The following is a 13,602-nucleotide window of genomic DNA, read 5'->3' on the forward strand; positions in this document are numbered from 1 at the left end:
CTTTCGGCGGGCGGTTGCATGGCTTAACTGACGCTCTGGTCTGTGTTTATCCGGAGTGGAGCGAAAATTGGCTGGCGATCCCTATCAGGAACTGGGCGTTTCCAAGGGCGCGAGCGCGGACGAGATCAAGAAGGCGTTCCGCAAGCTGGCCAAGGAACTGCACCCCGACAAGAACCCCGGCGACAAGGCGGCCGAAGAGCGGTTCAAACGTATCACCGCCGCCTTCGACCTGCTCGGCGACGCGGAGAAACGCGCGAAGTATGATCGCGGCGAGATCGACGCCGACGGACGCGAGCAGTTCCGAGGCTTTGGCGGCGCTCAGGGCGGGCGGCCGGGCGGCGGCGGTTTCGGCGGCTTCGGCTTCGGAGGGCGCGGCGAGGGCGGCCCCGGCGGGCGGGCGAGCTTTGACGATATCGACCTGGAAGAAATCTTCGGCGCCTTCGGAGGCGGCGGACGCAGCGCCGGGCGCGGCTTTGGCGGAGGGCGAGGGCAGGACGTGCGTGCGACCCTCGACATCAGTCTTGAGGACGCCATCGCCGGGACGACGCGGCGCATCCAGTTCTCGGACGGGCGGATGCTCGACGTGGCCATCCCCAAGGGCGCGGCGGACGGCCAGACGATCCGGCTGAAGGGGCAGGGCGCGCCGGGGCGGGGCGGTCAGGCGGGCGACGCGCTGATTGAGCTGCGTATCCAGCCGCATCCGGTGTTCAAGCGCGACGGGGCCGACCTGACGATGGATCTGCCGGTGTCGGTTCCGGATGCCGTGCTGGGCGGCAAGATTCAGGTGCCGACGCCCGAGGGCGCGGTGATGATGACCATTCCCAAGGGATCGAACTCGGGCAAGGTGCTGCGGCTGAAGGGGCGCGGCGCCTATGCGAACGGCAAGCGCGGCGATCTGATGGCCAGGGTGGTTGTGACGCTGCCCGAGGCGCCGGATGACGAACTGGTCCGGTTTGCGACAGAATGGCGTGAGCGCCGGCCCTATAAGCCTGGCCGTTGATGGCCTAAGGCGGAAGCTTCCTTCTCCTCCCCCGAGACTTCAGAGACCGATATGACGCCCAATCCCGCCGCCAAGCCTGCTCGCCCCTGGTTCTCGGCCGGGCCGACGGCCAAGCGTCCGGGCTGGGAGCTGGCGAACCTGCCGACGAACCTGATGGGGCGGGGCATCCGCGCGCCGGAGGTGGTGGAGCGGTTCGCGCATGGGCTGCGGCTGACGCGCGAGGTGCTGAGCCCGCCGGACGACTATGTCATGCTCTACACGCCCGGTTCGGACACCGGGGCGGTCGAGGCGGCGCTGTGGTGCATGCTGGGCGAGCGTCCGGTGCAGGTGATCGCCTATGAGAATTTCGGCCTGACCTGGCTAGCGGATGTGAAGACGCATCTGGGGCTGGAGCCCGAGGCCCTGACGGCGCCGTGGGGCGAACTGCCGGACCTGTCGAAGGTCGATCCGAAGAAGGATGTGGTGTTCCCGTGGAACGGCACGACTTCGGGCGTGCGCGTGCCGGATGGCGACTGGATCGCCGACGACCGCGAGGGGCTGACGATCTGTGATGCGACCTCGGCGGCCTTTGCGATGGATCTGCCGTGGGAGAAGCTGGATGTGACTACTTTCAGCTTCCAGAAGGCGCTGGGCGGCGAGGCGGGCGTCGGCGTCATGGTGCTGTCGCCGCGCGCGGTGGCGCGGCTGGATAGCTATCGGCCGGATCGGGCGGTGCCGAAGGTGCTGCGTATCGCCGACAAGACGGGCTTTGATCGGACGCTCGCGGACGGGGTGGTGATGAACACCTTCTCGGTCCTGACCATCGAGGACTGGGTCGACGCCCTGGACTGGGCGAAGGCCGAAGGCGGCCTGCCTGCCTTGATCGCGCGCACAGACGCCAACTATGCCGCCCTGGCCGAGTGGGTGGAGCGGACGGACTGGATCGCCTTCCTGCCGGAGCAGCCGGAAATCCGCTCGACGACTTCGGTCTGTCTGAAGTTCGTCGATCCGCGCGTGGCGGCGCTGGATGAGGCGGGACAGAAGGCCTTTGTGAAGCGGTTCAAGGCGCTGCTGGAAGGCGAGGGGGCGGTCTATGACATGGAGCCGCACCGCAACGCCCCGCCGGGCCTGCGTCTGTGGTGCGGCTGTACGGTCGAGACGGCGGACGTCGTGGCGGCGACGCCGTGGCTGGAATGGGCGTTTCAGACGGCGGTCAGTGAACTGGCTCAGTCGGCGCACAGATAATTCTGTCGCCCATTAGACGCCCTTGGGGGCGACTCCGGACGATTCAGGGGTTATAGGCTCCCACCGCATTCTGGATTGCGGAGTATAGGTCTTGGCGAACGTCGCAGTGGTCGGCGCCCAGTGGGGCGACGAGGGCAAGGGCAAGATCGTGGACTGGCTGTCCAATCGCGCCGACATGGTGGTGCGGTTCCAGGGCGGCCACAACGCGGGCCACACCCTGGTCGTCGACGGCAAGGTCTATAAGCTGGCGCTGCTGCCGTCGGGCGTGGTGCAGGGCAAGCCTTCGATCATCGGCAACGGCGTGGTGGTCGATCCCTGGCATCTGGTCGGCGAGATCGAGAAGATCCAGGCTCAGGGCGTGGCGATCACGCCTGACATCCTGACCATCGCCGACAACGCCTGCCTGATTCTGCCGATCCATCCGGCGCTGGACGTGGCGCGCGAGGCCGCCGCCAGCGCGCCGGGCGCCAAGATCGGCACAACCGGACGCGGCATCGGTCCGGCCTATGAGGACAAGGTCGGCCGCCGAGCCATCCGCGCCTGCGATCTGGCGAATGAAGACGATCTGAAGATCAAGATCGACCGCCTGCGTTCGCACCACGATCCGCTGCGCGCGGGTCTGGGGCTGGAGCCGATCGACCCGGAGGCGCTGCTGGCGCAACTGCTGGAGATCGCGCCGAAGATCCTGCCCTACGTCAAACCGGCGTGGCGGGTGCTGGATGAGGCGCAGAAGGCGGGCAAGCGGGTGCTGTTCGAGGGGGCGCAGGGCGCCTTCCTGGACGTGGACCACGGCACCTATCCCTATGTGACCAGCTCCAACACCGTGGCCGGACAGGCGGCGGCCGGGTCGGGCGTCGGGCCGCGCGGCGTCGGCTATGTGCTGGGCATTGTGAAGGCCTATACGACGCGCGTCGGCGAAGGCCCCTTCGCCTGCGAACTGAACGATGAAGTCGGCCAGCACCTGGCGGTCGTGGGGCGCGAGATCGGCGTGAACACGGGCCGGTCGCGTCGCTGCGGCTGGTTCGATGCGGTGCTGGTGCGTCAGTCGGTGGCGATCAACGGCATCGATGGCATCGCCCTGACCAAGCTGGACGTGCTGGACGGACTGAAGACGCTGAAGATCTGCGTCGGCTATCGCATCAACGGCGAGGTGCTCGATTATCTGCCCAGCAGTCTGAAGGATCAGGCCTCGGCTGAGCCGGTGTTCGAGGAACTGGACGGCTGGGACGAAAGCACCGCAGGCGTGCGGACCTTCAAAGACCTGAACGCCCATGCGCTGAAATATGTGCGGCGAATCGAGGAACTGATCGGGGCGCCAGTGGCCCTGCTGTCGACCAGCCCGGAGCGCGACGACACCATTTTGATGCGCGATCCGTTTCAGGGTTGAGTTTACATTTCTGGTCGAGGCAACGACGCCTTAACCGGTAGGGCATAAGGTGGCGCTCTGAAATGGAGCTCGCCCTGTGTTCGCCCTAGACGCCAAGACGATGCAGAGGATCGCGCCGGTGGTTCGGCGCGTGGTCATCGTTGATCCCAATCCCGCCGCCGCGCGCCTGTTGCAGGACCTGTTGAAGGGGTTCGGATCGCGCGAGATCGTGGTCGAGGGCGATGAGGCGCGGGTGCTGGACCTGGCGCGCGAAATGGAGCCGGCGCTGATCTTCACCGAGCGGACCGGACCCAAGCTGGACGGCGAGGCGCTGGCGCGGCGTATCCGGCGCTCAAGCCTGTCATGCCGTCGCGCGCCGATCATCATGGTGACGGCTGAGGCCACCGCCAGCGCCATCAAGGGCGCGCGCGATTCCGGCGTGCATGAGTTCCTGAGGAAGCCCTTCACCAGCGGCGATCTGCAGCGGCGGATCGAGAACCTGGCGACCAAGCCGCGCGACTGGGTCGAGGCGGTCGGCTATATCGGGCCGGACCGGCGGCGCTTCAACTCGGACGACTACGCCGGGCCGCAGAAGCGCAAGGCGGACAAGCCGCGCTCCAGCGCCGAGGCGGCCCTGGCGGTCAAGGATCAGGCGATGCGGATCCTGTTCTCGGCCCTGACCCAGTTCGACAGCGATCCCATGCAGGCGGTGCGCGCCATCAAGCAGCAGGCCGAGACGCTGAAAGCGCTGGCCATCAAGACAGGCGACGCGCCGCTGGCGATTGCGGCGGCAGGACTGGACACGGTGCTGGCCGCGGGAGCGCCAACCAAGGCCGCATTGACGGCGCCGGTTCAGGCCGTGCTGAAGCTGGCCTCGCCCGAGAGTCTGGCGCGGGCCGGGTAGGGGCCCCCCTTCTCCCGCTACGAAGAAGGGTGACGGGTAAGCGCCGTCAGGCGTCGACCAGATTGCGCTCTTCAGCGGCGGCGCGCATGGCCTTCTGGAGTTTCTCGAAGGCGCGGACTTCGATCTGGCGGACGCGCTCGCGGCTGACGCCGTACTGGCCGGCCAACTCCTCAAGCGTGACGGGATCGTCCTTGAGGCGACGCTCGGTCAGGATGTGTTTTTCGCGGTCGGTCAGTTCCTGCATGGCTTCTTCGAGCAGGCCCATGCGGATGGACTTTTCCTCGCTCTCGGCCAGTTCGGTTTCCTGACTGACGGCGTTGTCGTCGGCCAGCCAGTCCTGCCACTCGCTTTCGCCGTCCGAACGCAGGGGCGCGTTCAGCGAGGCGTCGCCGCCCAGACGGCGGTTCATGTCGATGACGTCCTGATGGGTTACGCCCAGCTTGGTGGCGATGTGTTCGACATGATCGGGGTGCAGATCGCCTTCCTCGAAGGCCGAAATCTGGCTCTTGGCCTTGCGCAGGTTGAAGAACAGCTTCTTCTGCGCCGCCGTGGTGCCCATCTTCACGAGGGACCAGGAGCGCAGGATGTATTCCTGAATGGACGCGCGGATCCACCACATGGCGTAGGTCGCCAGGCGGAAGCCCTTGTCGGGATCGAATTTCTTTACCGCCTGCATCAGGCCGACGTTGCCCTCGGAGATCACCTCGCCGATCGGCAGGCCGTAGCCGCGATAACCCATGGCGATCTTGGCCACGAGGCGCAGGTGGGAGGTCACGAGACGGTGGGCGGCCTCGGTATCCTGGTGTTCGCTCCACCGCTTGGCGAGCATGAACTCCTCGTCCTTGGTGAGCATGGGAAACTTACGGATTTCCGTAAGATAACGGGACAGTCCCTGTTCAGGCGACATCACCGTCAGCGTTTTATTGGCCATATGGTCCCTCCGGCTTCACGAGCTGGCGCTACGGCTCCGACCACATGACGTGCATCATCACCTCGCCCCTCAACTGACAAGATGGGAATCCGTTGCCCGAAACGAAAGGGGCGAATTGTCCCAATTGAACGGCGATGCTGTGTCGCCGCCCGTCTCTATCTAGCACAGATGTTGTTGCGAATAAAGCGGTGGCGTCAGAGGTCCGCCAGCAGCGCTTCCAGCCGCTTCATGTCTTCGGGCGGGGCCGTCTCGAAACGCAGGGGCTGGCCGGTGACGGGGTGGACGAAGCCGAGGATTGCGGCGTGCAGGGCCTGGCGTTTCAGCCCGACCTCGGCGATGGCGGCGCGCACGGGGGCGGCGGGGCTGCCTGAGCCATAGACGGGATCGCCGAGCAGGGGCGAGCCCCTAGACGCCATGTGGACGCGGATCTGGTGGGTGCGGCCGGTCTGCAGGGTGCAGGCGACGCGGGCGGCCAGCGGGGCGTTGGAGGCCTTGGCCGGGCGGCCGAACGTCTGCTGGACGACATAGTCGGTGATGGCCTCTCGCCCGCCGAATTTCAGCACCGCCATCTTCTTGCGGTCGCCGCTGGAGCGACCGATCTGGGTCTGGATGCGGCCCTTCTCGGGCGAGGGCGCGCCGCGCGTCAGGGCGACATAGGTGCGCTCGATATCGTGGGCGGCGAACAGTGCGGCCAGACCCGCGTGGGCGCGATCAGACTTGGCGGCGACCATGACGCCGGAGGTGTCCTTGTCCAGCCGATGGACGATGCCGGGACGGTCGGGGTCGCCAAGGGCCGACAGGGTCGCGCAGTGGTGCAGCAAGGCGTGGACCAGGGTGCCGGTCTCGCAGCCGGGGGCGGGATGGACCGCCATGCCCGGCGCCTTGTCGATGACGATCAGGTCGTCGTCCTCGAACAGGATGGTCAGCGGCAGGGCTTCGGCGCGCAGTTCGACCGGAGCAGCGGGCGGCAAGATGATCTCATAGTCGCCGGGTGCGGGCTTGGCCTTGGCCGCCACCACGGCGCCGTTCAGGGATATGGCCCCTGCCTCCAGCAGCGCCTGGATGCGGGCGCGTGACAGTTCGGGCAGGGCGTCGGCCAGGGCGCGGTCCAGCCGCGCGGCGCCGGGCGCGACCTGAGCGTGGAGGACCGTCAGGTCGGATTTGTCGTCGGGCGCGGGCAGGATGTCGGTCACAACGTCCGTTTAGCACGGCTGGCGGACGCCATGAAAAAAGGGCGGCCCGCCGGGACCGCCCTTCAATCGTTTCAGCGAGGCTCAGGCCCGCTTTTGCGTCGATCAGCCGATGCGCGGGTCCAGTTCGCCGGCGGCGTAGCGCTTGGCCATCTGGGCGGTGGACAGCGGCTGGATCTTGGACGCCATGCCTTCGCAGCCGAACTGTTGGTAGCGCTCCATGCACAGCTTGCGCATGGCTTCCTTGGCGGGCTTCAGATACGCGCGAGGGTCGAACTCGCTCGGCTTTTCAGCCAGCACCTTACGGATGGCGCCGGTCATGGCCATGCGGTTGTCGGTGTCGATGTTGATCTTGCGCACGCCGTGCTTGATGCCGCGCTGGATTTCCTCGACCGGCACGCCCCAGGTCTGAGGCATCTGGCCGCCGTACTGGTTGATGATGTCCTGCAGGTCCTGCGGCACCGACGAGGAGCCGTGCATCACCAGGTGGGTGTTGGGCAGGCGCTTGTGGATCTCTTCGATCACGTTCATGGCTAGGACTTCGCCGTCCGGCTGGCGCGTGAACTTATAGGCGCCGTGCGAAGTGCCCATGGCGATCGCCAGAGCGTCGACCTTGGTGGCCTTGACGAAATCGACGGCCTGATCCGGGTCCGTCAGCAGGGCCGAGTGGTCCAGCTTGCCCTCAAAGCCATGGCCGTCTTCGGCCTCGCCCATGCCGGTTTCCAGCGAGCCGAGAACGCCCAGTTCGCCCTCGACCGAGACGCCGCACGAGTGGGCCATTTCGGTGACGCGGCGCGTGACGTCGACGTTGTACTCGTACGAGGCGGGGGTCTTGGCGTCTTCTTCCAGCGAGCCGTCCATCATCACCGAGGTGAAGCCGTACTGGATGGCGGTGGCGCAGGTGGCCGGGCCGTTGCCGTGGTCCTGGTGCATACAGACCGGGATGTGCGGATACAGTTCGACCAGGGCGTCGATCAGGCGGGCCAGGACGACGTCGTTGGCGTAGGAGCGGGCGCCGCGCGAGGCCTGGATGATGACCGGCGCGTTGACGGCGTCGGCGGCCTCCATGATGGCCAGGCCCTGCTCCATGTTGTTGATGTTGTAGGCGGGCAGGCCGTAGTCGTGCTCCGCCGCGTGGTCGAGCAGTTGTCGCAGCGTAATGCGCGCCATGGGTAGTCTCCTGAACCGATAGTGATTTTGCCTGAGGTCTTAGCCGGTCGGGTGCGGGAAGTCACGCCGACGTGACACGGCTTCTGCGTGGTGGACTTTGGACGCGCAGGCCTTAAGTGCTCCGGCGCCTGCGAGGCGTCTGATCAAGGAGCGGCGATGAGCCAGAACGACGATGCGCTGGATGAAGACGGCGGTGGTTTCGATGTCGACGACTGGTCGCGGCTGACGCCTTTCGCCGGGGCAGTGGCGACGTTGGACGATGTTCAGGCGGGCAAGGCCGTCTTCGCTCTCGGCGACACCGAAGAGGCGCGCGTCATCGATATGGAGCTGCCTCAGCCCGTCATCTGGTGGGAGGAGGACGGCGAGCAGGCGGCCGTGATCGTGCAGGCCGAGGCCCATGTCGGGCCCGACGGCGAACTGATGGAAGTGCTGGGCCTGATCCTGCCCGACGGCGGCGGGGCGGTGGCCCTGCTGGACGATGTCGATCTGGTGGACGACACCGATCCGACGTGGCGCGATCTGGTCGCGCGCGCTGTCGACATGGACGGCGAAGACTAAGTTTCGAGCGTCAGGGGCGAGAGCTGCGGGCAGCCCTCGCCTTGACGTTTTTAAGCGGCGCGCAGGGCCTCGACGCCCGGCAGCACCTTGCCTTCCATCCACTCCAGGAAGGCGCCGCCCGCAGTGGAGACGAAGGTCATGTCATCGGCCGTGCCCGCGTGGTTCAGGGCCGCGACCGTGTCGCCGCCGCCGGCCACGGCGACCAGCTTGCCGGCCTTGGCCAGTTCAGCGGCGTGTTTGGCGGCCTCGACCGTGGCCTTGTCGAAGGGCGGCACCTCGAACACGCCCAGCGGGCCGTTCCAGATCAGGGTCTTGGACAGGTCCATCGCGCGGTTCAGGCGGGCGACGGTTTCCGGCCCGGCGTCCAGGATCAGGTCGTCGGCGGCGATGCGGTCCAGAGCGCGCACGCCCGACTCGATGCCCGGCTTGACGCCCTTGGCCACCACCACATCGACCGGCAGCAGCAGTTCGCAGCCCTGACGGCGGGCTTCCTCGATGATCTCGCGGGCGGTGTCGGCCAGGTCCTTTTCGCACAGCGAACCGCCGACATCGACGCCCTGGGCGAACAGGAAGGTGTTGGCCATGCCCCCGCCGATGGCCAGATAGTCCAGCTTGGCGACCAGGTTTTTCAGCAGGTCGAGTTTGGTCGAGACCTTGGCGCCGCCGACGATGCCGATGACCGGCTTCTGCGGCTTGCCGAGCGCCGCGTCCAGCGCCTCAAGCTCGCGCGCCATGGCGCAACCGGCATAGGCGGGCAGCAGGCGGGCCAGACCTTCGGTCGAGGCGTGGGCGCGGTGCGCGGCCGAGAAGGCGTCATTGACGTAGAGGTCGCCGAGCTCCGCCAGCTGTTGGGCGAAGGCCGGGTCGTTCTTTTCCTCGCCCTTGTGGAAGCGGACGTTCTCCAGCAGCAGCACGCCGCCGGCGTCCAGATCGGCCACGGCGGCCTTGGCGTCATCGCCCACGCAGTCGTCGGCGAAGCGTACGGGGCCGTGCAGCAGCATCTCCAGCGGCTCGACCACAGGCTTCAGGCTCATCGACGGCACGCGCTCGCCCTTGGGACGGTCGAAGTGGGCCAGCAGGACGACCTTGGCGCCGGCTTCGCGCAGGCGGTGGATGGTCGGCAAGGCGGCCTTCAGACGGGTGTCGTCGGTGACGTTCCCGTCCTCCATCGGCACGTTGAAGTCCACGCGGACCAGGGCGGTCTGGCCGGACAGGTCAGCGGCGTCGTCGAGGGTGCGGAAGGTCATGGCTTGAAGGGGCCCTTGTTGGGAGAGAGGCAGATCAGTGAAGCAGCACTGTCAGCGCGTAAAGTAGCGGCCAGAGGATGGGCCCCAAGGTCAGGGACGCGGCGCTGCCAACAATCAATATCCAGTAGGCTCTGCCGCGATGGTGGCTCGCGCACCAGATGACGCCAGCCAGCCAAAGAATGAAAGCAAGAGCCAGAATGGGCGGCGAAAAAATCTCGCCGCCCATCATGAGTAGAAATCCAAGGAGCGTGCCTGCTGCCCAAAGCGCAACAGTGCACGTCCACTTGATCATCAGAGGAACTTCGCCATCACCAGGGCGGTGTCGGCCATGCGGGTCGCGAAGCCCCACTCGTTGTCGTACCAGGTCAGGACGCGGGCCAGCTTGCCGTCGACGACCTGCGTCTGCGGCAGGGCGGCGGTCGAGGAGGCGGCGACGTGGTTCAGGTCGATCGACACCAGCGGGTCGGTGGTCGTGGCCAGGACGCCGCTCATTGGGCCGTTTGCGGCGGCCAGCAGGGCGGCGTTGATTTCCTCGACCGTGACTTCGCGACCGGCGACGACCTTCAGGTCCACGACCGAGACGTTCGGGGTCGGGACGCGGATCGACGAGCCGTCCAGCTTGCCCTTCAGTTCCGGCAGAACCAGGCCCAGGGCCTTGGCGGCGCCGGTCGAGGTCGGGATCATGGACAGGGCGGCGGCGCGGCCGCGGTACAGATCCTTGTGCATCGTATCCAGCGTCGGCTGGTCGCCGGTGTAGGCGTGGATGGTGGTCATGTAGCCGCGCTCGATGCCGAACAGGTCGTGCAGCACCTTGGCCACCGGGGCCAGGGCGTTGGTCGTGCACGAGCCGTTGGAGACGACGATGTCGTCGGCCGTCAGCGTCTCATGGTTGACCTTGAAGACGATGGTCTTGTCGGCGTTGTCGGCCGGGGCCGAGACCAGCACGCGCTTGGCGCCCGCCTTCAGGTGGGCCGAGGCCTTGTCCTTCGACGTGAAGATGCCCGTGCATTCCAGGGCGATGTCGACCTTCAACTCGGCGTGCGGCAGGTTGGCGGGGTCGCGCTCGGCCGTGACCTTGATCTTGCCCGTGCCGACGTCGATCCAGTCCTCGCCGGTCGTGACCGTGCCGGGGAAGCGGCCGTGCACCGAGTCATAGCGGAACAGGTGGGCGTTGGTCTCGACCGGACCCAGGTCGTTGATCGCCACGACCTCGATGTCCTTGCGGCCGTGCTCGACGATCGAGCGAAGGACGAGGCGGCCGATGCGGCCGAAGCCGTTGATGGCGACGCGAACGGTCATGGGGAGCAGTCTCCTGAACAAGGGGCGATTATGATGGGCGCCTTAGTGGGACGGAGAGCGCCCGGTTGCAACCCCGTCGCCGTAACAAGGTATGATCGGGTGTAACCGTCCGGATACGGTCAGCCTGCCTCAGCAGCAGCGGAAGCCGCCGCCTTCGCCGAACCGCCGCGCTTCATGCAGGCGGAAGAAGGCGGTCCGGTCCAGCGGCACCTGATCCGGGTGGGTCGCCTTCGCATGGGCGACATAGGCGTCATAGTCCGGCTGGCCGATCATCAGCCCGGCGGTGCGGCGGGCGTCCTTGCCCCACCGCACCAGCGTATCCCGGCAGGCGCAGAACAGGTCCGCGCCGCCGGTGGCCGAGGATGACGACGACCTAAGCACGGGCGATGTCCATGGCTTCGTCGGCCAGGGTCAGCTCGTGCTCAGCGGGCGTCTCGACCACGGTGGGTTGTTCTGACTGCAGCGCCTTGAGGCAGGCGCCGACGCCATAGACCACGACCGTCAGCACCACGAACAGGAAGCCCGCCGTCAGCGCCGAGTTGACGTAGTCGTTGACGATGACGCGGTGCATGTCGCCGATGGTCTTGGCCGGGGCCAGGATTTCTCCTGCGGTCATGGCGTCCTGATACTTCCGCGCGTGAGCCAGGAAGCCGATCTTCACGTCGGGGTGGAACAGCTTCTGCAGCCCCGCCGTGACGGTGCAGATCAGCAGCCAGACCGCCGGAACCGCCGTGGCCCAGGCGAACCTCTGCCGCTTCATCTTGAACAGGACGACTGTGCCCAGAATCAGGGCGACCGCCGCCAGCATCTGGTTGGCGATGCCGAACAGGGGCCACAGGCTGTTGATCCCGCCCAGAGGATCGACCACGCCGGTATAGAGGAAATAGCCCCACAGCCCGACCGTCAGGGCCGTGGCCACGACGTTGCCGGTCCACGACTGGGTCTGGCGCATCTTCGGCACGGCCATGCCCAGCAGGTCCTGGATCATGAAGCGGCAGACGCGGGTGCCGGCGTCGACGGTGGTCAGGATGAACAGGGCCTCGAACAGGATGGCGAAGTGATACCAGAAGGCCATCATCGCCTTGCCGCCGATGACGCCCGACAGGATGTGAGCCATGCCGACGGCCAGGGTCGGCGCCCCGCCCGCGCGCGACAGGATGGAGTGCTCGCCCACGTCCCTGGCCAGTTGTTCCAGTTCGGCCGGAGTGATGTGGAAGCCCCACTGGGCCACGGCGGCGGCGGCCGATGCGGCGTTATCGCCGATGACGGCGACCGGGCTGTTCATGGCGAAATAGACGGCCGGGTCCAGCACGGTGGCGGCGATCAGGGCCATGATCGCCACGAAACTTTCGCACAGCATGGCGCCATAGCCGATCAGCGGGATCTGGTTCTCGTTCTCCAGCAACTTGGGCGTGGTGCCGGATGAGATCAGGGCGTGGAAGCCCGACACGGCCCCGCAGGCGATGGTGATGAACAGGAAGGGGAACAGGGCGCCCGAGAAGACCGGCCCGGTCCCGTCGATGAAGGGGGTGACGGCGGGCATCTGCACGTGCGGCCGCACGATCAGTATGCCGATGGCCAGGGCGACGATGGCGCCGATCTTCAGGAAGGTGGACAGGTAGTCGCGCGGCGCCAGCAGCAGCCAAACCGGAATGACCGAGGCGATGAAGCCATAGGCCATCATGGCCAGAGCCAGAGTGGTGCCCGACAGGGTGAAGGCCGGACCCCAGAACGGATCAGCGGCGATATGGCCGCCGCCGATGATGGCAAGGACCAGCAGCACCACGCCGATGACCGACACCTCGCCCACGCGTCCGGGCCGCAGATAGCGCGTGTACAGCCCCATGAAGATGGCGATGGGAATGGTGGCGGCGACGGTGAAGGTGCCCCACGGGCTCTCGGCCAGCGCCTTGACCACCACCAGCGCTAGAACCGCCAGAATGATGACCATGATCATCAGCACTCCGACCTGGGCGATGACGCCGGGGATCGGTCCCATTTCGGTGCGGACCATGTCGCCCAGCGATCGGCCGTCACGACGGGTCGACATGAACAGGACGATCATGTCCTGCACGGCCCCCGCGACCACGGCGCCGACCAGAATCCACAACACGCCGGGCAGATAGCCCATCTGCGCCGCCAGCACCGGCCCGACCAGCGGTCCCGCGCCCGCGATGGCTGCGAAATGGTGGCCGAACAGGACGTTGCGCGGCGTCGGGACGTAATCCAGTCCGTCATTGTGTCTGACGGCGGGCGTGGGCCTGCGCGCGTTCAGCCCCAGCACCTTCCCGGCCAGATAGCGGGCGTAGAAGCGGTAGGCGATGGCGTAGACGCACAGCGCCGCAACCACGATCCACACGGCGCTGATGCTCTCGCCCTGATGCAGGGCGATGACGCCGAGGGCTACGGCCCCCAATATGGCGATGGCGCCGAAAATCAGCGCCGTCCTGAACTTGCCCATGGCGAAAGGTACCTCCGTGGCCGACTGCCTGCGGCCTTCCGCCTTTTTTGGACCTTAATCGCGCCCGGCGCCAATCGACAAAAGTCGAAGAAGCTTGGCCGCGCGCGAGCGTGGCCGGATTCTCAACCCTCTCCCGGCGGGAGAGGGCTTGAGCGCACGAGAGCGTCAGCGATCGTTCTTGCGCGAAAGGGTGAGGGGTTTGTCCTTTCCGTCGGCGTAAGCCGTCGCGCTACTGCCTTCGGCCGACTTCAG

General features: G+C 66.8%; 13 protein-coding genes. 5 read left to right on the forward strand and 8 right to left on the reverse strand.

The annotated features are described in order from the left end of the window. Window positions 1-67: 67 nt before the first annotated feature. The 4 genes from D1604_RS11835 (at window position 68) to D1604_RS11850 (ending at window position 4,494) form a co-directional block, all read left to right on the forward strand. Window positions 68-1,000, forward strand: coding sequence for a DnaJ C-terminal domain-containing protein (locus tag D1604_RS11835; RefSeq protein ID WP_119413443.1), 933 nt, complete (start codon window positions 68-70; stop codon window positions 998-1,000). A 51-nt stretch (window positions 1,001-1,051) separates the two neighbouring features. Further along, a complete protein-coding gene (locus D1604_RS11840) occupies window positions 1,052-2,224 on the forward strand; it encodes a phosphoserine transaminase (RefSeq protein WP_119413444.1) in 1,173 nt (390 codons plus the stop codon). A gap of 91 nt (window positions 2,225-2,315) precedes the next feature. Further along, window positions 2,316-3,611 carry an adenylosuccinate synthase gene (locus D1604_RS11845; protein WP_119413445.1) on the forward strand — a complete coding sequence of 432 codons (1,296 nt, stop codon included), beginning with the start codon at window positions 2,316-2,318 and terminating at the stop codon, window positions 3,609-3,611. Between the two features lie 76 nt (window positions 3,612-3,687). Then, window positions 3,688-4,494, forward strand: coding sequence for a response regulator (locus tag D1604_RS11850; RefSeq protein ID WP_119413446.1), 807 nt, complete (start codon window positions 3,688-3,690; stop codon window positions 4,492-4,494). Window positions 4,495-4,540: 46 nt separating this feature from the next. On the opposite strand, the gene rpoH is transcribed toward D1604_RS11850, so the two are convergent. The 3 genes from rpoH to fba form a co-directional block, all read right to left on the reverse strand. Further along, complete coding sequence (rpoH, locus tag D1604_RS11855; protein ID WP_024354665.1) at window positions 4,541-5,425, reverse strand: RNA polymerase sigma factor RpoH; 885 nt, start codon at window positions 5,423-5,425, stop codon at window positions 4,541-4,543. A 194-nt stretch (window positions 5,426-5,619) separates the two neighbouring features. Beyond that, a complete protein-coding gene (locus D1604_RS11860) occupies window positions 5,620-6,618 on the reverse strand; it encodes an RluA family pseudouridine synthase (RefSeq protein ID WP_119413447.1) in 999 nt (332 codons plus the stop codon). Window positions 6,619-6,720: 102 nt separating this feature from the next. Next, entirely contained in the window at window positions 6,721-7,785 is a 1,065-nt protein-coding gene (gene fba, locus D1604_RS11865; RefSeq protein WP_024354667.1) for a class II fructose-bisphosphate aldolase, read from the reverse strand. Window positions 7,786-7,941: 156 nt separating this feature from the next. On the opposite strand from fba, the gene D1604_RS11870 reads away from it, so the two are divergent. Beyond that, on the forward strand, window positions 7,942-8,343 hold the full coding sequence (locus D1604_RS11870) for a hypothetical protein (protein ID WP_119413448.1): 402 nt from the start codon (window positions 7,942-7,944) through the stop codon (window positions 8,341-8,343). Window positions 8,344-8,393: 50 nt separating this feature from the next. On the opposite strand, the gene D1604_RS11875 is transcribed toward D1604_RS11870, so the two are convergent. From D1604_RS11875 to D1604_RS11895, 5 genes are all read right to left on the reverse strand, one after another. Then, the gene (locus tag D1604_RS11875) at window positions 8,394-9,590 is read right to left on the reverse strand and encodes a phosphoglycerate kinase (RefSeq protein ID WP_119413449.1); all 1,197 of its coding nucleotides are present in this window, start codon (window positions 9,588-9,590) and stop codon (window positions 8,394-8,396) included. Window positions 9,591-9,624: 34 nt separating this feature from the next. Beyond that, window positions 9,625-9,882 carry a hypothetical protein gene (locus D1604_RS11880; RefSeq protein ID WP_024354670.1) on the reverse strand — a complete coding sequence of 86 codons (258 nt, stop codon included), beginning with the start codon at window positions 9,880-9,882 and terminating at the stop codon, window positions 9,625-9,627. After that, on the reverse strand, window positions 9,882-10,889 hold the full coding sequence (gap, locus tag D1604_RS11885; protein ID WP_024354671.1) for a type I glyceraldehyde-3-phosphate dehydrogenase: 1,008 nt from the start codon (window positions 10,887-10,889) through the stop codon (window positions 9,882-9,884). Before gap ends, D1604_RS11880 begins: the two co-directional genes overlap by 1 nt. Window positions 10,890-11,018: 129 nt before the next feature. After that, complete coding sequence (locus tag D1604_RS16040; RefSeq protein WP_255413963.1) at window positions 11,019-11,270, reverse strand: YbdD/YjiX family protein; 252 nt, start codon at window positions 11,268-11,270, stop codon at window positions 11,019-11,021. Beyond that, window positions 11,263-13,350 (reverse strand): carbon starvation CstA family protein, encoded by a 2,088-nt coding sequence (locus D1604_RS11895; RefSeq protein WP_119413450.1) that lies wholly within the window; start codon window positions 13,348-13,350, stop codon window positions 11,263-11,265. The genes D1604_RS16040 and D1604_RS11895 overlap by 8 nt, the downstream gene beginning before the upstream one ends. Window positions 13,351-13,602 lie beyond the last annotated feature (252 nt).

It is taken from the genome of Brevundimonas sp. LPMIX5, assembly GCF_003576505.1.
Lineage (GTDB): Bacteria > Pseudomonadota > Alphaproteobacteria > Caulobacterales > Caulobacteraceae > Brevundimonas > Brevundimonas naejangsanensis.